The 17517-nt window shown below is 34.5% G+C and carries 17 protein-coding genes and 1 pseudogene; 5 read left to right on the forward strand and 13 right to left on the reverse strand.

Annotated elements, in window-relative coordinates:
- Nucleotides 1–6: 6 nt before the first annotated feature.
- A complete protein-coding gene (locus tag HHU08_RS03555) occupies nucleotides 7–1488 on the reverse strand; it encodes a spore germination protein (RefSeq protein WP_169189602.1) in 1482 nt (493 codons plus the stop codon).
- Between the two features lie 677 nt (nucleotides 1489–2165).
- Here HHU08_RS03555 and HHU08_RS03560 point away from each other — a divergent pair.
- The gene (locus HHU08_RS03560; RefSeq protein ID WP_318010530.1) at nucleotides 2166–2498 is read left to right on the forward strand and encodes an Imm44 family immunity protein; all 333 of its coding nucleotides are present in this window, start codon (nucleotides 2166–2168) and stop codon (nucleotides 2496–2498) included.
- Nucleotides 2499–2648: 150 nt separating this feature from the next.
- On the opposite strand, the gene HHU08_RS03565 is transcribed toward HHU08_RS03560, so the two are convergent.
- Together HHU08_RS03565 and HHU08_RS03570 are read right to left on the reverse strand one after the other, a co-directional pair.
- A complete protein-coding gene (locus tag HHU08_RS03565) occupies nucleotides 2649–4004 on the reverse strand; it encodes a transposase (protein WP_169187604.1) in 1356 nt (451 codons plus the stop codon).
- 261 nt (nucleotides 4005–4265) lie between these two features.
- Complete coding sequence (locus tag HHU08_RS03570; RefSeq protein ID WP_224427707.1) at nucleotides 4266–5477, reverse strand: ATP-grasp domain-containing protein; 1212 nt, start codon at nucleotides 5475–5477, stop codon at nucleotides 4266–4268.
- Between the two features lies 1 nt (nucleotide 5478).
- Between HHU08_RS03570 and HHU08_RS03575 the strand changes: the two are divergent.
- Nucleotides 5479–5925: pseudogene (locus tag HHU08_RS03575) on the forward strand (Tn3 family transposase); the annotation flags it as partial.
- Nucleotides 5926–6311: 386 nt separating this feature from the next.
- Complete coding sequence (locus tag HHU08_RS03580) at nucleotides 6312–6731, forward strand: replication/maintenance protein RepL (RefSeq protein WP_061786475.1); 420 nt, start codon at nucleotides 6312–6314, stop codon at nucleotides 6729–6731.
- Between the two features lie 130 nt (nucleotides 6732–6861).
- On the opposite strand, the gene HHU08_RS03585 is transcribed toward HHU08_RS03580, so the two are convergent.
- The 7 genes from HHU08_RS03585 to HHU08_RS03615 all read right to left on the reverse strand — a co-directional run bounded on the left by HHU08_RS03585 (nucleotide 6862) and on the right by HHU08_RS03615 (nucleotide 12985).
- Nucleotides 6862–7638, reverse strand: coding sequence for an SDR family NAD(P)-dependent oxidoreductase (locus HHU08_RS03585; RefSeq protein WP_169187810.1), 777 nt, complete (start codon nucleotides 7636–7638; stop codon nucleotides 6862–6864).
- A gap of 169 nt (nucleotides 7639–7807) precedes the next feature.
- Entirely contained in the window at nucleotides 7808–8401 is a 594-nt protein-coding gene (locus HHU08_RS03590; protein ID WP_169187811.1) for a uridine kinase family protein, read from the reverse strand.
- A 1055-nt stretch (nucleotides 8402–9456) separates the two neighbouring features.
- Nucleotides 9457–11052, reverse strand: a complete 1596-nt coding sequence (gene tnpC / locus HHU08_RS03595) for an IS66 family transposase (protein ID WP_169189603.1) — start codon at nucleotides 11050–11052, stop codon at nucleotides 9457–9459.
- A 90-nt stretch (nucleotides 11053–11142) separates the two neighbouring features.
- On the reverse strand, nucleotides 11143–11496 hold the full coding sequence (tnpB, locus tag HHU08_RS03600) for an IS66 family insertion sequence element accessory protein TnpB (RefSeq protein WP_139367959.1): 354 nt from the start codon (nucleotides 11494–11496) through the stop codon (nucleotides 11143–11145).
- On the reverse strand, nucleotides 11493–11687 hold the full coding sequence (locus HHU08_RS03605; RefSeq protein ID WP_025908917.1) for a hypothetical protein: 195 nt from the start codon (nucleotides 11685–11687) through the stop codon (nucleotides 11493–11495). The genes tnpB and HHU08_RS03605 overlap by 4 nt, the downstream gene beginning before the upstream one ends.
- Nucleotides 11688–11847: 160 nt before the next feature.
- Nucleotides 11848–12309 carry a GNAT family N-acetyltransferase gene (locus HHU08_RS03610; RefSeq protein WP_169187812.1) on the reverse strand — a complete coding sequence of 154 codons (462 nt, stop codon included), beginning with the start codon at nucleotides 12307–12309 and terminating at the stop codon, nucleotides 11848–11850.
- Nucleotides 12310–12418: 109 nt separating this feature from the next.
- The gene (locus HHU08_RS03615; protein ID WP_061786471.1) at nucleotides 12419–12985 is read right to left on the reverse strand and encodes a GNAT family N-acetyltransferase; all 567 of its coding nucleotides are present in this window, start codon (nucleotides 12983–12985) and stop codon (nucleotides 12419–12421) included.
- Nucleotides 12986–13137: 152 nt separating this feature from the next.
- On the opposite strand from HHU08_RS03615, the gene HHU08_RS03620 reads away from it, so the two are divergent.
- Nucleotides 13138–13563 carry an HIT family protein gene (locus tag HHU08_RS03620; RefSeq protein WP_061786470.1) on the forward strand — a complete coding sequence of 142 codons (426 nt, stop codon included), beginning with the start codon at nucleotides 13138–13140 and terminating at the stop codon, nucleotides 13561–13563.
- A gap of 138 nt (nucleotides 13564–13701) precedes the next feature.
- Here HHU08_RS03620 and HHU08_RS03625 read toward each other — a convergent pair whose 3' ends face one another.
- The 3 genes from HHU08_RS03625 to HHU08_RS03635 all read right to left on the reverse strand — a co-directional run bounded on the left by HHU08_RS03625 (nucleotide 13702) and on the right by HHU08_RS03635 (nucleotide 16778).
- A complete protein-coding gene (locus HHU08_RS03625; RefSeq protein WP_169187813.1) occupies nucleotides 13702–15279 on the reverse strand; it encodes an IS1182 family transposase in 1578 nt (525 codons plus the stop codon).
- Nucleotides 15280–15446: 167 nt separating this feature from the next.
- Nucleotides 15447–16418 (reverse strand): HD domain-containing protein, encoded by a 972-nt coding sequence (locus HHU08_RS03630; RefSeq protein WP_025911953.1) that lies wholly within the window; start codon nucleotides 16416–16418, stop codon nucleotides 15447–15449.
- 39 nt (nucleotides 16419–16457) lie between these two features.
- A complete protein-coding gene (locus HHU08_RS03635; protein ID WP_025911952.1) occupies nucleotides 16458–16778 on the reverse strand; it encodes a MazG nucleotide pyrophosphohydrolase domain-containing protein in 321 nt (106 codons plus the stop codon).
- A 99-nt stretch (nucleotides 16779–16877) separates the two neighbouring features.
- Between HHU08_RS03635 and HHU08_RS03640 the strand changes: the two genes are divergently transcribed.
- Nucleotides 16878–17459 (forward strand): LOG family protein, encoded by a 582-nt coding sequence (locus tag HHU08_RS03640; RefSeq protein WP_025911950.1) that lies wholly within the window; start codon nucleotides 16878–16880, stop codon nucleotides 17457–17459.
- Nucleotides 17460–17517: the final 58 nt, after the last annotated feature.

The raw sequence follows: 17517 nt of genomic DNA on the forward strand, positions 1-17517 counted from the left end.
TGCACCTCAAAATTCATCTAAATCTGTTATATTTCTTAATCGCTCCTTCAGGCGAATGGAGTCTTTTGGTCGATTTACTAACGGTCGCCTCATATAAAAATGGTGGGGGAGACGTATTAAAAAATATTGCAAATCTTTCATTCTTAGCGGATATAGAGGTGCAAGATAAGGTTTATTTAAAGAAGTTAATTTTAACAAGTGAACCATTAGAATACATATACCAAAAATGATTCCATTTAACCCCCAAACACCTGCTAAAATAATGATTGGAAATCTAGCAATTCTGACAGCAGTGCCCATTTCATAAATAGGAGCCGAAAATGCCCCTAATGCACTAAATGCAACAATGATAATTAAAATATTGCTAGTTAATCCTGCCTCAACCGTTGCTTGGCCAATGACAATACCTCCTACAATTCCCATTGTTTGTCCTACTTTTGAAGGAAGGCGGGCACCAGATTCTCTAAGTAACTCAATTAACAATTCTAGTAAGAGTGCTTCTAATAAGGGCGGAAAAGGAACTTGTGAACGTGATAGTCCAATGATAAATAACAATTTAGATGGTATGAGTTCAAAATGATAAGTCATGGCAGCCACATAAATGGCTGTTAAAAAAATAGAACCTACCATAGCAAAAAATCGGATAAAACGAATAAATGTACTTAAAGACCATCTCAAATAGATATCTTCTGTTGATTCGAAAAATGAGAAAAAATTAGCAGGACCTATAATCCCTACTGGGCTACCATCTATAAAAACACCAATTCGCCCGTTTATAATCGAGTAGATGAATCGATCGGGCAGCTCTGTTAATATAAATTGTGGAAATAAAGAGTAATGATTATCTTCTAGGCATTGAGCCAAAACGGCACTGTCACTTATATTATCCGTTTTTAATTGTTTAATCCTTTCCTTAAGTGTCTGAAGAGTGTCATCGTTCGCAATATCTTTTATATATACAATTCTTACTTGCTTTTGAACGCGTTCCCCAATCTTTATTTCATCCGTGCACAAATTATAATCATTTAGATTTTGTCTGATTATCTTAACGTTAGAAGTTAATGATTCAGTGAACGAAATTTTAGGTCCATATACTAACGATTCTGTTTCTGCTTTCTCAATAGAGCGTTCAATGGGATTTGCGCAGTTCACCATGAATCCCTTTTTCTCTTCTAAGAAATAAATATAAGCAAATCCATTTAATAGGGAAGAGATAACTTCTTGTTCCTCTATATTTACCATTATTTCTTCTATAGGAATGTTTTTCATTAAATAGGTGTAATGTAAGTATTCTACAGAAAGTTGTTCAATGTATTTAATGACATATTCATTTAGAATCTCTGGCTTAATTAAATTCTTCATGAAAATAATATGAATCCCCACTTGTCCAGCTTCAATCTTTCGACAATTCAAGTCGGGTGATTCATTAAGAATCGATTTAATTTTTTCATAACCTGGCAAGCTCTCATTATTATTACGCTCTGTCATTCTTATCATTTCCTTCAACGTTTTTTATAGTGTCTGTTAAAAAAATTATTTTATACAGAATATGGATAGAAGGATCGTAGAACCAATACATCATAATGGACAGCGTTAAACCATTATTGTGTCTAGTTTAAGAGGTTGGTTTCTTGTCAGTTATTACCCGTTTATTTTTAATGGAGAGACACTTAATTCTGCCTTAAGGAGCGGTAAGACTTTCTTAGCTTTGGAAATTTGAGGTTCTTAGGATGCCAAGTAATTTGTTTAGCCATCGCTAAAATAGTATTTATTTTGGTTAAAAGAAGAATAAAATATGATTTTATCAAGTGAGTGTTTATCCAAAAGTTTGTTAGTTGCTGGTACTTTTATCTATATTATTTTATGTTATGGAAACAATCTTCCTTATTACATCCGTACAATGGGTCAGTGTTTTAGTTTGTGAATAAATGTACTTAAAGTAAAGGATGCGTTTTTTCCATAACAATACATTTTAAAAAGTCCATTATATGCAGGATCTTATTCAAGCCAAGCGTATCTTGGACTGTTTTTGTTTATTAACCCTTTTAAGGGTAGGATAGAGGCAAAAGGATTTTTTAAATCCACTTAAATTTTCAAAAAATATAAGTGATATGAAAGGCTGGAAATCAAATTATATATTTTAGAAGCATAATGGGTTGACTAAAATGGAAATATTTCTAAGTGGGGAGACCGACATGGAGGTAGCCGAACAATTTAGAGAGATTAGAAATGAATTTGAAGCTAAACTAGAAAGCCTTAAGGATAAAAACTATGGTAGTGAATTACAAAGTATTGGAATAACTCCAATTGTCGTAAATCTCTCTCCTGAGTATGAGGAATCAGGCTTTTTTAAAGAAAGAAAACTATTTAAGAAAAAAGAAAAAGATGCAGGTTACAGGCTTCGAATAAACTTCGAGAAATTTGTTAGTGGTGATTACAATATAAAGAGATTATTATTAGCAAAAAATATTATTATCAATCAGATCATTAGGAACTAAGGCAAAAAAGGACTTTGATGCCATATCCTTAGAAAAAGATATTTATAGAAAAAATTATATATTTTAATGTAATGAGTCAATTTCATAAGTCTAACTTTTAAAAAATCAAAAACTTGCAGAATTTAATTCCTTTTAATTTTTTTACTTTGATTAAGCAACTTGTTGTTGATTTAACATTTGATTAAGACGGTCTGCAGCTAATTTTGAAGCATTATAAACTAACGTAACGAGGTCAAAATGGACTTTAGCCTTTTTTCCTGTACGATAACGAACATTGTTTAATTGGAAATATCCCTTAAGATAAGCATTCACACGTTCTACCGCCGTGCGTCTTTTGAAGATTTTTTTCCATGTTTGAGATCCACGTGCTGGCGCTGTAAATTTTCTTAAATCTGTAGTGATTTTTACTTTATACACCTTTTGACATAGAGCATCATTGGCTAGTGGACAGTCTTTACATTCGTTTGGACGTGTGTATTTTAGTGTTTCATATTTTACTTCAAAGCTATCATAGCGATAGGAATGTTCACGGACACAAGTAGGAGCGAAATGCTTATCAAAACCAATTGGTTCTGGTTCATTGCGTTTATTATAAGCAATCACAGCTCGATGACCCATTCGATGTATTTGCGTATAAACGGCTTCAAAATCGTAACCAGCGTCCATTGTTTCATAGAGTAAAGAAGAAAGCGATATTCGTTCATGAATTCCTTTTAATAAAGGAATCGCAGCCTTTCCGTCATTCAAGTTGGCCGAAGAAAGAAGGGATTGAAGAATATATTGACTGGATGTTCCAACAGCCAAATGAGCTTTAAATCCATACCAAAAAACGTTTTTTCCTTCACTGTTTTTTTTCACACCCCACTGTGGATCTTGAGGAATTTCAGCTCGAAGGTCGGCTAAAGGAATGTCTAACTGATCTTCGATTTTTTTATCAAAAAGAGGCAGATTGGCTTCCAGTTCCGCCTTTTCAATGAGCCATTTTTCATATTCTTCTTTTGATTTACGCCCACGCTTTTTCGGTTCACTTTTCGGTTGTTCTTCCTTTGGTGGTGCTCCATCTTTTGCGAGAAAGTGTGTAGCGTCAATGGCTACTGTGTCATCGGAAATAAAACCTTCTGAAATCGCTTGATGAAGCAAGGTTCCTTGGACTTTTTCAAGTACATTCGATTCACTGAGGATTGTGACCATTCTGGAATAAGCTGCTTCTGACGGAATAGTATCTGACACTAAAAAGCCACAATCAAGGCGAAAAATCATGTCATTCTGTAATCTTTTCACTAAATCTTTAATAAATGAAATACGCTCTGTGATTCTAGCAACGAGTGAATAAATCATCGCTGCATAGTTCAACTTAACGGGTCTTCCAAAACGTGATTTCTTCGTTACCACAGCGAAGATTGGGTCTATATCAATAGAAGAAAAAATAGCTTCAAAACGTTGGGTAGGTTCTAAATTATATAATTCTTGTAGGTCAAATAGGCTTCCTTGTCGTATAATAGTCATAGGGAGTCTTCCTCCAGTCTTATAAGTTTGTGTGGTGCTTACTTATTTCGACATTTTGGGGAGGTACTCCTTTTTTCGTACATTTGATAGCTTGTGGCTCTAAGGATTTAATTTATGAAATTGATTCGATTATATAAATTGGTTCATTTGTTATTATGTTTAAAATAAATTGTTTTCAATATGCATTTGCAATCAGTATACAAAGACAAAAAGATGCTAAAAAAACTTTAGCATCCTTCTTATTTAGTTTAGATATAAGTATTAGACTTTAAACAAGGGGAATTTTGTTAGATCAGTAGAGGTAGTATAGTCTTTTGACCAAATGGTATGCTCTTCAAACCACTTATAGGCCTCATTCATATTTTTTCTAAGTTCAACCTCATCTTTTCCCACTAAAATCATACTTGCTATTTTATCACCGCTAAAATCTCCGCCTGTATAAGAATCCCCTATTTGTCCATGTATTTGATAGTCTTTGATATAATCAAAAGGTATATTAGTAGGGATTTTAACCAACTTCCCCCATTTAGGAGGGCAAAGAATCCATCCGCCTAAATTATTTAATTTTGGTTTCACATTTTCTTCAAGTCCACATTGTAACCTTAAAACAGAGCGATTTAAATTAATGCTACAACATTCTTCAAGCATTTTATTTACTCTTCCTAAACCAGTTCTACTTGTAATTTCACAAACTAATAACTTTCCGTTATTCTCCTCAAAAACCTCTAAATGAAAAGTGAAAATATCTGGTGAAGGCATAGCCTTTAGTACCTTTTTGGTATAATCAATCAATTTATTGAAAGTTGGATTTTTTGGTTCAAGCATGTAACTAGAAGTGAAGCCATCATTTAACCAACAGCGATTCAGGGACAAATAAGCAGATGGCCAAACAAACATTAATTCACCGTCTTTTACTAGACCGTCAATATGATATAATTTTGCTTCAATATAATTTTCCACCATCATATTTTTTTCGAAATCATTTTCTAAAAATTTTTGTAAATCAGATTCACTTCTAATTAAAACTATCCCCATTGAACTAACTAGATTTCTAGGCTTAACAATTACCGGATATTTGTATTCCTCAATAAACTCAATTAAGTCAATGGGAGACTTTAATTCCCTATATTCTGGGATAGCAATATTATGATAATCAAGATGCTTTTTCATAAGTAATTTATCACGATAAGTAGTTGCACTTAATAAGCCCTGCCCTGGAATATTAAGATATTCCCTTAAATGTGCTAATCGTATGAGGTCAAATTCATCTAACCCTAGAATTCTTTGAAATGGTTCCTCATAGTGATAATCTAATGCAAGCTTATGAATATTTCCATTTGTATTATAGTTTTTAAACGATTCAATATTTTTGTATTGGGTGCTATTAAAAGAACTTGCTACCGCTTCATCTGAAAATAAGATAATATCTTTATGAATCTCTGGTAACCATTGATCATATGGCGTTTCGTCAATCATAAAAGGCATACTTCGGGGCAAGATTAACACAAACGTTATTAAAGAGAATTTTGATGATGTCTTAAGGCTGGCACATTCAATTCGAGAAGGAAGAGTTTCTGGGTCATTAATCATGGGGAAATTAGGTTCATATGCAAGACAAAATAAAATAGCTACAGCTCTTCGAGAGATTGGGAGAATTGAAAAAACAATCTTTATTCTTGACTATATTACGAATGAAACATTAAGAAGAAGGATACATCGTGGACTAAATAAAGGAGAAGCCATGAATGGATTGGCTAGAGCTTTATTTTTTGGTAAACGTGGTGAATTCAGAGAACGTGGGATACAAGATCAACTACAAAGAGCTAGTGCATTAAATATATTAATTAATGCAATAAGCGTATGGAATACTGTGTATTTAAGTGAAGTGACAAAGGAATTTAAGAAAAATAATGTCCTAAAAGGGGTCCTACCAACGAAAAGCGCAAAACATACGCTAAGAAATTTCAACAAAATAAAACCCAATGATTCCTACGCTAAGTAATCATCGGCTTTTATTTTACAAAAGTCCTTTAAACGTTATGGGGGAATCCTATTTATATTCTCAGATACATTGATTTAAGTTGATTACCAAGATGAATGAATTACAAGTGGAAACTTGATAATAAGGGAAGCATCAGGAAAACTGCAGTTTTCTGATGCTTCCCTTATTATCTTTCAATTTAATGGGATATGTTCTGTACTCAAGTTCATCATTTGGGACTAGGAATATGTATAAATCTAAAACAATTAAACAAAAATTTACTATATTTACAATGTCGTTATGCTAAAATTGTAAAAAAGAGCCATATGAACGGAGAAATAACGGAAGAAACGACAAGTGTTTCTTTTAACTACGGAAAAGAACCAGACTACATAAAAGTATATCTCGACAATATTGTTGTGTTAGCAGAAATACAAGGATGGATAAGTAAAGTATTATACGAGCTTATAAAGGGCGTAACTTATGCAAATAAAGGCCAATTTATCATTATTAACTCAGGATATAAACGAATTGTAGCTGAGAATTTAGGGATTAAACAACAATCAGTAACTAATGCAGTTAATCAGTTAACCAAAAAGAATATTCTAATAAAAAAAGAAACAGGCGTTTTCTTATTAAATCCTCAATTCTTTGGAAGAGGTGAATGGAAAGATATATCTAAAATTAGATACGAAGTAGAACTAAGTGCAGACGGAAAAGTTATGAGATTAAAAGACACAAATTGAAAAAATCATTAAAACATCGTGTTCATTCTTTTGAACACGATGTTTTCTACAACTGCACATATATGTTCACTTTGAGTTAACATAAAACCATTTATAGGTAGTGATAAAATCAATTGATAACTCTACAAAGTTATTCAATTTTAAACCCGATTCCACCATCTACAATAATGTTTTGACCCGTAACAAAAGATGCATCGTCAGAAAGAAGCCATTTTACAGCTTTTGCTGCTTCAAATGGATCACCAATTCTACCTAATGCATTTAACTTCTGATAGGATTCATTTAGCTTTACTTTTTCCTCTGGAGATAGAATAGAGAATTTTTCTTCTAGCATAGATGTACGAAATGCACCAGGACAAAGGGAGTTAATTCTTATATTTTGATGACCATATTCTTGAGCAACTGATTTCGTCAAAGCTATAACCCCACTTTTTCCTGCAGCATACACACCAGTTCCTGCAGAACATAAGAGTGCATCCATAGAAGATGTATTAACGATGACGCCACTATTTTGTTTTGTCATTACTTGTAACTGATATTTCATACAAAGCCATACACTTTTTAACGTAACATTAATTAAATGGTCAAAATCTTCTTCCCTGAACTGATGTGTAGCATTAGAAGAAGCCTCTGTGTTGGCCGCATTATTAAAAGCAATATCTATGCTCCCAAATGTGGAATATGTTTGGCTAACAAGCTGTTTGACATCCTGACTATTAGTTACATCCGTTTTAATAAAGATCGATTTGGGAGACCACTTTTTTAACCTGGAAAGGGCCTCTTCTCCTTTTTCAATACTTCTAGAGGCAATAACAACATGCATACCCTCTTTTGCCAATAATTCTGCTGTAGCTAAACCAATCCCCGATGTCCCACCTGTAATGATACCTACCTTTTCTTCAAACATATATTTCTCCCCTTTTAAGTTCAATGAAATCTGAATAGATTAATTCTATCAAATTTTGGAATGTTTTTTAGAGAAATACTGTTTGTATATCTGTATACGATATACAAAGTTAGTTAACATAATGTGCCTTATCGGCACTCAAACAGTAAACAAGAGGATAACTATCAAGTTATCCTCTATCCTTTCCAGTTCCAGGTATAATAAAGTCTGATCTTTTATTGGGTTCATGTTCTTTTACATAGATATCTTCAGAAATCATCCAATTATTTTCCCATATGTTCCTAGAAGCATCTCCATCTCTTTGAATTCCCCTAGCTAGCCTTATTTCCCTCGAACAATCAACCCAAACAGTAAAATCATATTTATTTTTTAATTCTCTACGAGTTGAATATACGCCTTCAATGATGACAATTCCGCCGATAGGCACTACATGCCATTCTGCTAAATCATCCTTTTCCCAATCATATCGCTGATATCGTCCTTCTATTTCTTGACTAATTGGCTTTAGCACATCATTTAATAAACGTTCCCAATCAAAGTCTGCACCAATAGGCTTTTTGGTTGGATGAGTATTTATAATTTGGTTAGAAGGAAGATAAAAATCATCCATATGAACAATGGTCACATTAGCAAACTCTTCTTTTAACTTTTCAGCTAATGTACTTTTTCCAGAACCCCCACAGCCATCAATTCCTAATAAAAGTGTAGATTGTTTTTTAGAAATTCTATGTATAGAATCGACTAATTGTTGAAAAAGGTTCATTTTAATCACCGCCTTGTACTAATTACAATGATATAATTCTGTTCATTTCAAAAAAAACCTTTATAGTTTTAAATATGTATACTTTATACATATTTAGTTAACATAATCCGCATTCTAGGCAGTCTTATATAATTCACACTCTCTCCCTTTGGCTTAAAAACAAGTGTATAATTGGAATATATTATCATAAGAGAGGTGTTTTTATGAAGAATAGACCAATTTCATCCGTATTCATCACAACAGTTCTAATTGGACTTTCACTTTTAATTAGTGATTTTTTTAATAGTAAGAGGGCCTCATATTTAGAAGGGCTTTTCTCCGTTAGTTCAGTACTTTTTATTATGGGTTTAGGAGCCGTATTATATATTTTATTAGTACCGAGCTATGCTTTAATTGAAAATAAATTCAGATCCTCAAAATTCTTTTTAAAGCTCTTACTTTATATACTCATTGCTATAATACTTTCTCCAATTATTACATTGATTGTAGAACACAAACTATATTTAGATACACATATTACATCAATTTTAATCAGTTCCTTTATTGTATTTTCACTTCTAACTTATAAAAAACAAGTGAATTCTTAATGTATACAGTATGCAAAGCTAGTTTACATAAAGTCTCTTAAAGGAACCAAGCAAGCAAAAGAACCCTTGCGGCAGTAGGGTTCAGCTAAGGATTCTTTTGCTTGAGTATGCAGCTTTTTATACACCGTTGATATGACGATGATCTTCAGGTGTGTGGTTGAAGAAAGAATGTATAAAAAGCGCTCCTTTTATACATATGCAAAAACAAGAAAAATATATATTTATTGGTAAAATATGATATAATTTAGTCGTTGTAGCATTCATTCTTCAACGAGCATAAAAAGCAACCTCGCTTGCCAATTGTCGAGGTTGCTTTTTATTTTGCTTACCTTTTGACCAGACCCATTATAACCTAATACTATATTTTAAATATGTACAGTAAGCCCGAAATAAAAAACAGCGTACCTTCATGGTACGCATGATAAATAGCCGTATTTTTATGATTTTTTATCAAAAATACGGCCTCATCTATCTTCTATTACATGTTGCTTGAATCATTTTAGACCAAGGCATGTATTGATCTAGAATTTCAGGATTTTGATGGATGCCGATATTCGGTAGATCCGTCAAAAGTTTCTTTATATATTCATAGAAATCAATGCCATTACTTTTTGCAGTTTCTGCGATACTCAAACAGATGGCATTCGCTTTTGCACCGGCTTCACTAACACTAAAGAGCCAATTTTTTCGACCAATGACATTGGGGCGGATGGCGTTTTCGGCTGGATTATTATCAATCTCAATGCGGCCATCGTTCAAGAATGCTCTAAGCCCATTTGCTCGATTCAACGTATATTCAGCTGCCTTTGCGAGGGCATTTTTTCCGTAGAATGGTGATGTTTCAATCCAGTTAAGAAATTTGTCAACGATTGGCTTCGAGTATTTTTGGCGTTTTTTTCTGCGCTTGCTCGGAGACAAATGTTTAAATTTCCTTTCTAGTCGATATAATTCATCACAATACTTCACACCAACTTGGCCATTCTTACTGTCGGCTTTCAACCAATAACGACGAACATGTGCCCAACAATTTGCGAAGGTAATTCCGCCAATCTTATCATAGGCAGAGTAACCATCACAAATAATTGTACCGGAATACCCCTCCGTGAAACTTTCAAGGACGGACCGAGCCCGTGATAAAGAGCTTTGAAATAGAATAATCAAGGGACCTTGGCTTGGCACACTTCGATATACCCAGTTATAGGCATTGGATTGACCAGATTTCCCATCAGAACGATGAATAATTTGGGAATACGTTTCGTCGACATGTAGAACAGACTTAAACATCATCAACTCTTTCATTCGTTCATAAATAGGTAGTAGCCAATCATGTGCTGCATGTATGACCCAATTAGAAAGATTTTTATCATTCGTATCTAGACCATAACGTGACCATTCCTTGACCTGGCGGTAAAGGGGTAAGTATTGCGCAAATTTATCATAGATGACTTTCGCAAGCACGCTAGGGCTTGCGATGCTACGTTGAATCGGTGGCTGTGGTGCTTTTCCACGCTTAATTTGTGCGGATTGTGATGCATCACTTTTGCAGTTCCTACATTCGTAGGCATGTTCAATATGCTGTACTTTCATCATTTTTGCGGGAATAAATGTAGCTTCTTCACGGACAACCGTTCCGCCGATTTCAACCATTTGATGTTGACAACAGTCACAGATGGTATTGTCTGGATGATGATGGATCGCTTCTATTTCTACATCATCTCGCAATGAATCATTTCTCTTTTTCTTCTGGATGTTTCGAACAACAGTATAAGAAATCGTCTGTTGGCTTTGTTCTTCTGTGTGCTCAGAATCAGTAAAAGACGGGTCATCCTCAAATAAGGACACTTGCCCGTCGGGCGTATTGTATTTGGATTTTTCTGTTTTAGAGCCATATAAGAGTTTTGTTAAATGTTGAAGTTGTTGCGTCAACGATTCAATCTGTTTCAATGATTGATCCAACTTTTTCGATAACTTTTTATTTTGTTGATTCGAATGAGCTAATTGTTCTTCAAGCAGTCGAATTAATTTCTCATCTTTACTTTTGTTATTAGAAGAAGCGTTCGACACAACATTCACTACTTTCCGTTCAGTTTCGTTCCTCCTATTATAATCAGTTTGAATAGTGAAATAAAGATAAAAGTACCAACTTGAACGATTTTAGAACGCGCCTTTTAGTGATGGTTGAATGGCTTTTGGTTGCTGAATGGATAACCCTTCAAGTAACCATCGGAGCTCCTGTTGTGAAAGATTACGTACTTCATTTTCATCTTTTGGCCATTGAAGTTTTCCACTATCTAAACGCTTATAAAGCATGGCGAAGCCATCGCCATCAAAATACAGACATTTGTAGCGATCTTTACTCCATCCTGAAAATAAGAAAATGGAATCGCCATATGGATCAAGTTCGAAAGAATCTTGAATCAGTGTGGCAAGCCCGTCTATGCCTTTTCGCATATCGGTCTTTCCGCAAATGATGTAGATATTTTTCACACTTGTATAATCGTATTTCACAGATGTTTCAACTCCCTCATAACGGTTTGGATAACGTGCTCACCTACGCCGCCATAGAAGGATATTTCCGCGTTTGCCGTTTTGATCGTGCAAATGCTTATTGAAGGATCTTTTGAAGAAGTGGATGATAAAGAATGTTTAGTATCTGGGTGTAGTGTGACGGGGACAATCGTTAATTTTTGTTGTGGCATAAGACATGCACCTCCTTTGATTCATACATGTATCGTACCAGAAGGTGCTGCGTGTTTATATGCGTTGTTTGAATGGGGGCTTACTATGTACATGTATATATTTTACTTTTATCAACTATTAAAAGCAGCTATGATCAACCGCACATGTAAGAAAAAGACCTTAAAGTTTAAGGTCTTTTCCATTTTTAATAATTCGTTTACCTAATGGCTTTGAAAAGCCTGTACTTTTGTCTTTATAGCCCATATTAAGGTAGAACTTATGGGCTATCTTTCTCTCTTCTCTATTTCCACTATTCAACATAATATAAGTTGCTTCTTGTCCTATCGCCCATTTTTCTGCCTCGTTCATTAATTTCTGGCCAATTCCTTTACGTCTATGGTCTACAATAAAAGCGACAATTCTTACATAGGAGCTATCATACTCATAAAACAAGTTATGACATAGTCCCACCATTCCAACTACCTTGTTATTCAGTTCAGCTACTAATGTATAATAATTAGGTTGAGACTGGATTTTACTAAATCTACCCTCTAGCTTTTCTAAAGAAGTCGGATAGCCAAGCTGATCCATTAAATGCACCAATTGAGGTATGTCTCCTGTCTGAAACTCCCTTACTCTCATTATTTTCTCCTTTAACCTTTTAGTCTTTGTCCGTAGTAAATTCTATAATCTTAATTAGAATCCTCTGGGACTGATAGAATATACAAGGTTAGTTACTATAAGTCATGTTCTAGGAATAAAAATCTTCTTTTAAAATCGCAAAAATTTTTGTATCACGAAATTTACCTTTAATAAATTCATTTTTTCTTAAAATGCCTTCAAATTTCATTCCTACCTTCAACATAACATTTTCTGAACCAATATTGTCAATATCACATCCACCTTCAATTCTGTTCAGACTAATGCATTCAAAGCCAAATTTAATTAATTCGCTAAGAGCTTCAGTTGCAAATCCATATCCCCAGTAATTCTTGTTTAAGACATAACCAACTTCTGCCTTACTATGTTGATTAGACCAATCTACAAAAGCACATGTGCCAATAACCTTGTTACTTCCTTTATGGACAATTGCCCAATCTGCAGATTGTCCCCTCTTATATCCCTCAATAACTACATTTACAAAGTTATTCAACGTTTCTTCTTTGTTTCTATTAGCTTCCCAAGTCATATGATGAGCTACTTCTATATCAGAAGAGAATTCAAATATATCGTCAACATCATCTAATGTTATCTTTCTTAATAAAAGACTTTGGGTTTCTAGTAATGGAATTTCACTCAAAAACTTTTCTATAACCATAATTAATCCCCTTTATCAATCAAAATCTCTTATCAACTATTTCTTTTTTCCTTCTAGATTTCCCTGTTTGTTCTACGTTTTATAAAGGATTTCATAGTAAAAAAAAGAACTGTAAAGAGGATCTTAATTTTTACATATAGGGAGATAAGCAAATGACGAAAAAGAATGAATGCTTAGGCTGTAAGATTGCTAAAGGATTGGTCCCTCCTGGACATATTATTTATGAGAACGAACATATTTGTTGTACGTTAGATATCGCTCCTTTTAATGAAGGGCATTTATTAATATTACCAAAGCAACACTTTCACGATATTGATGAGATAGATATAGATACACAAATAGAGATAAATAAAGCTACAGTAAATATGATAAAGCTAATTAAAAAAGTGTTTAAGCCACACGGCGTTACTACCTGTGCAAATGGTGGAAGGTTTAATGAATTGGGCCATTACCACCTTCATATCATTCCTAGATACAAAGGCGACGGTTTTACTTGGAGTGAACCAATTGATAATAAAAGTGCTGAAAACTACCTAGAAAAGACTAAGGATTTGCTAATTAATAATCTTTCAAACTAGTCATCCCTAGTTACCACAATTACAATTATCGGCATTTAAAAAGAGGCTGGGACATAACTAGCCAAAAATAATGAAAAAGGGTTCTCATCATCGCATTTTGATGATGAGAACCCTTTTTTGTTGATCTGTTTGATTGGTCTATGCACATTTTACGCTGGAGGCGATGTACTTTCGTACATTCACCGCCATGAACGCAAACCCTAATTCGTTTTTCACGTTCTCTTTGCCTCTTACGGACATTCGAGTGAAACGCAAATTAGCCTTCAGATATCCAAAAACTGGTTCTACGTCAATCTTACGTTTTCCGTAGATTTTACCCGTTTTTTCTTCTGAAAGCAGCTGTTGAATGCTTTTCTTTTGTTGTTCCCACTTTTCGTTATAATGGATTCTTCGGTTCTTTCCTTCCTTCGCCTTCGTACATTGTGAACGAAAAGGACAACCTGAACAGTCTTCACATTCGTACACATTGAATAACCTTGTAAATCCGTAACGGTCTGTGCGATGCGATTTGTAACGAAACGTCAACTTATTCCCGTTGGGACAAGTAAAGGAATCATCTTCTTCATGATAATCCCAATTCGCTGTCTGAAATGGGTCATTCTTAACGCGTTTTTTCTTCTCTTTTCGATACATACTATATGTGATAAGAGGCGTACGCTTTCTGTTCTGCACATCGAGGTAATTCTCTTCACTTCCATATCCCGCATCTGCGACAATATAGTTTGGGAGTTCGAAGTAGTGATGTTCAATTGCGTCAAGAAACGGACAAAGTGTTCGTGTGTCCGTTGGATTTGAAAAGACATCGTAAGCAAGTGTATATTGACCTTCTGTCGCAATTTGCACATTATACCCCGCCTTCAGTTGGCCATTCTTCATGTAGTCATCCTTCATACGCATAAACGTGGCATCATGATCTGTTTTTGAATAACTATTCCGTTCGTTAAAAATCTCCATGTCTTTTTCATACTTTAACTTACGTTTCACAAAGTCTTGAAATTGCTTATACGCTTTCTTCGGTTCTTTTCTGCTTGATCGCAGTTGTTTTCGTTCATCGGCATCTTCACTTGCTTCAATTTCTTTTGTCAACTCTTCAACCTTTTCTTCTAATTTTTTAGTGATTAGAGATAATTCTTCAACAGAAAGTTCGTCCGAACTTTCTCGTTCGATCTGTGGAATAATTTCTCTTTCTACTAGTTCGTCATACAGCTGGGTTGATTTCTCCAAGAGGCTCGCACTATACTTTTCGATTGATTTGCGCCAGACAAATGTGAACTTATTGGCATTTGCTTCAATCTTCGTTCCATCAATGAAGATTGCTTCATTATCAATCTCGTTCTCTTGAATAAGTTGACATCGAAACTGGACAAAGCACTCACGAAGAAGCACTTGAACTTCTGGGTGAACACGAAATCGATTGATTGTCCGATAGCTCGGTTCGTAACCTTGAGCTAGCCACATCATACGTATACTATCTTTGAGAAGCGCTTCAATTTTTCTTCCTGAAAAAACTGACTGTGTGTAGGCACATAAAATGATTTTCATCATCATGCGTGGATGGTAAGCAGGACACCCCGTTTTCTGTAAGAAGCCGGCAAAGGCTTCATCTGGAATATGTTCAACGAGATGATGAACGGCGAAGGCAATATCATTTTCTTGTAATTTTATTTCTAAATCTAAAGGCAAAACCACTTGATTCATGTTATAATTTTTAAACATAAGGACCCTTCTTTCCGATAAGATTTTGTGTGGTAACTTTATTTTATCAGAAGTGGTCCTTATTTTAATGTAAAAATAAACAAAGCCGGTGACATTTTACTCGTCGTAAAATGTCACCGGCTTTTTCGGTTCAGAGGAGGGTTTTGTCCCAGCCTCTTTTCTTTTTACTAAGTATTAAGAACTCTAAGGAATGTTCCTTTTAAGGACTTTTCTAGAGCATACTGATTTAATTCTCTTACTTTGGTGGAGAGCTCTGTTGCTTTCTTCATTCGGGCGTTCCCTACCAGCACAAAGGGATCGATAATCCGAACCTTTTTCTTTTGGTGTATGTCGTAATTTCTCTCATCATTTATTACCTTTTTACTTATATCTTTCATTTTTTTTAGCACTTCAGGGTCTTTACTGTCAATTAACTTCTTCCAAACTGTTTCATCATCTGATAATAAGTCATCAAAATGAATAATCTGCTTGGCTATTGCGATCTTTAATATATCCGTTAGTATGGCATATCCATATACATTTAATGGGTGAAGAAAGAAGTCAACTACCTCAGTATAGTAAGCTTTAACAAACCATTCTGCTGCCTCAATTGTTTTTAAACAAATTTTACCGTCAACCACTCTTAATTCATCTACAAATTTACAAGCATCGTCTAAAGAAATCATATTATAGGTAGATAAATCACGAAGCGTGTAATCGATGCGATCTGCACACAGCGAAGGAAGAGGTTGTTCTAATAAGGACCATTTCTCAATAGGCAATATAGATAAGATATTAAATCCATGCTTTTGTAAAACAGAAGGTATTTCTGACGATTGAATTACTTTTTCAAATATTTGGTCGTGAAAGTCCTGTTCTGGATTATCTAAAACGAAATCTATAACATGAGAAAAAGCTGTATGGGAAATATCATGCAGCAAGCCAGCTATTTGTTCTTCTATAGAACCACCTAATTTTTTAATCAATAGCATGACACCTACAGAATGTTCAAATCGTGTTACATTCCACTTTGGATTTACTAAATAACTTGCGCCGCCTTGGTGAATCTTTTTCAGCCTCTGAAGGGGCTGAGTATGTATTAATTCTGCTAGGACTGGTTCTAAGTGAAAAGATCCATAAATGAAATCATGAATTTTCATAAAACGACTTCACTTTCCCTTCTTTTATCATATCTATATTTATCTAGTAGAATAACGTTCTGCAAGCTTCTCTTTATGTGATCTGAATATTTCTTCTAATGAAATATCATATTTGTTAGCAATAACAATCAAGTTACCTAACACGTCTCCTAGTTCTTCCGTTAATTCTTTCTTATTTTCTTCTAAAGTTCCAACTACTTCGTCTGGTCGATCTCTTCCAATTTCTAAAGCCCTAATAGCTCGTGCTACTTCACCTGTTTCTTCAGCCAGAAAACCAATTCGAATAAAGATATCTAAATCTGACCAACCTCTCATTTTGTAGTAGTCCTTTACCCACTGTTGAAATTCTGTTACGTTCATTGAATGGTTCCACCTTCCTTTTTTAACTTCAACTAAGTTTACCAAATCATCCATTATTATGTATAATCAATAACGGTGACTACATAGGAGGGGATCTTTATGAAAAGAATAGCTGTATTTTGTGGATCAAGTAATGGAGCATCTGACCTTTATATTCAAGGTGCAAGGGATCTAGGAAAAGAACTTGCTAAACGTAATATTTCGCTTGTATATGGTGGAGCAAGTGTTGGAGTAATGGGTGCTGTGGCTGATGCTGTGTTAGAAGCTGGCGGACATGTCATTGGTGTCATGCCTACTTTCCTTGAAGAAAGAGAAATTTCTCATAAAAACCTGTCAGAGCTTATCGTTGTTGAATCTATGCACGACAGAAAAGCCAAGATGGCCGAACTTGTAGATGGATTCATTACATTACCAGGTGGTCCAGGTACATTAGAAGAATTCTTTGAGATTTTCACATGGGCTCAGTTAGGGCTACATCAGAAGCCTTGCGGATTGTTGAATATTAATGATTATTACACACCACTTATTTCTTTATTTAATCACATGACAGAAGAGCAATTTCTACAGGAAAAATATCGTTCTATGGCTCTTGTAGATACAAAACCACAAGGTTTATTAGATCAATTCAATACATATCAACCTCCTTCAGTGAAAACATATATCACAAAAGCTCAAAGCTAATAAAAGAACAGGATTAGTTACTATCTAATCCTGTTCTTTTGTTTATTTGCAATGTAAC

The sequence above is a fragment of the Niallia alba genome, assembly GCF_012933555.1.
Classification (GTDB): Bacteria; Bacillota; Bacilli; order Bacillales; family Cytobacillaceae; genus Niallia; species Niallia alba.

Bases quoted from the DNA above. Each gene is read 5' to 3' on its own strand.
- HHU08_RS03555 (WP_169189602.1), bottom strand. From the start codon at position 1,488: ATGACAGAGCGTAATAATAATGAGAGCTTGCCAGGTTATGAAAAAATT.
- HHU08_RS03625 (WP_169187813.1), bottom strand. From the start codon at position 15,279: ATGTTTAAAAATTATAACATGAATCAAGTGGTTTTGCCTTTAGATTTA.
- HHU08_RS03605 (WP_025908917.1), bottom strand. From the start codon at position 11,687: ATGCCACAACAAAAATTAACGATTGTCCCCGTCACACTACACCCAGAT.
- HHU08_RS03635 (WP_025911952.1), bottom strand. From the start codon at position 16,778: ATGAACGTAACAGAATTTCAACAGTGGGTAAAGGACTACTACAAAATG.
- HHU08_RS03565 (WP_169187604.1), bottom strand. From the start codon at position 4,004: ATGACTATTATACGACAAGGAAGCCTATTTGACCTACAAGAATTATAT.
- HHU08_RS03640 (WP_025911950.1), top strand. From the start codon at position 16,878: ATGAAAAGAATAGCTGTATTTTGTGGATCAAGTAATGGAGCATCTGAC.
- HHU08_RS03630 (WP_025911953.1), bottom strand. From the start codon at position 16,418: ATGAAAATTCATGATTTCATTTATGGATCTTTTCACTTAGAACCAGTC.
- HHU08_RS03615 (WP_061786471.1), bottom strand. From the start codon at position 12,985: ATGGTTATAGAAAAGTTTTTGAGTGAAATTCCATTACTAGAAACCCAA.
- HHU08_RS03580 (WP_061786475.1), top strand. From the start codon at position 6,312: ATGAACGGAGAAATAACGGAAGAAACGACAAGTGTTTCTTTTAACTAC.
- HHU08_RS03590 (WP_169187811.1), bottom strand. From the start codon at position 8,401: ATGAACCTTTTTCAACAATTAGTCGATTCTATACATAGAATTTCTAAA.
- HHU08_RS03585 (WP_169187810.1), bottom strand. From the start codon at position 7,638: ATGTTTGAAGAAAAGGTAGGTATCATTACAGGTGGGACATCGGGGATT.
- HHU08_RS03560 (WP_318010530.1), top strand. From the start codon at position 2,166: ATGGAAATATTTCTAAGTGGGGAGACCGACATGGAGGTAGCCGAACAA.
- HHU08_RS03620 (WP_061786470.1), top strand. From the start codon at position 13,138: ATGACGAAAAAGAATGAATGCTTAGGCTGTAAGATTGCTAAAGGATTG.
- HHU08_RS03610 (WP_169187812.1), bottom strand. From the start codon at position 12,309: ATGAGAGTAAGGGAGTTTCAGACAGGAGACATACCTCAATTGGTGCAT.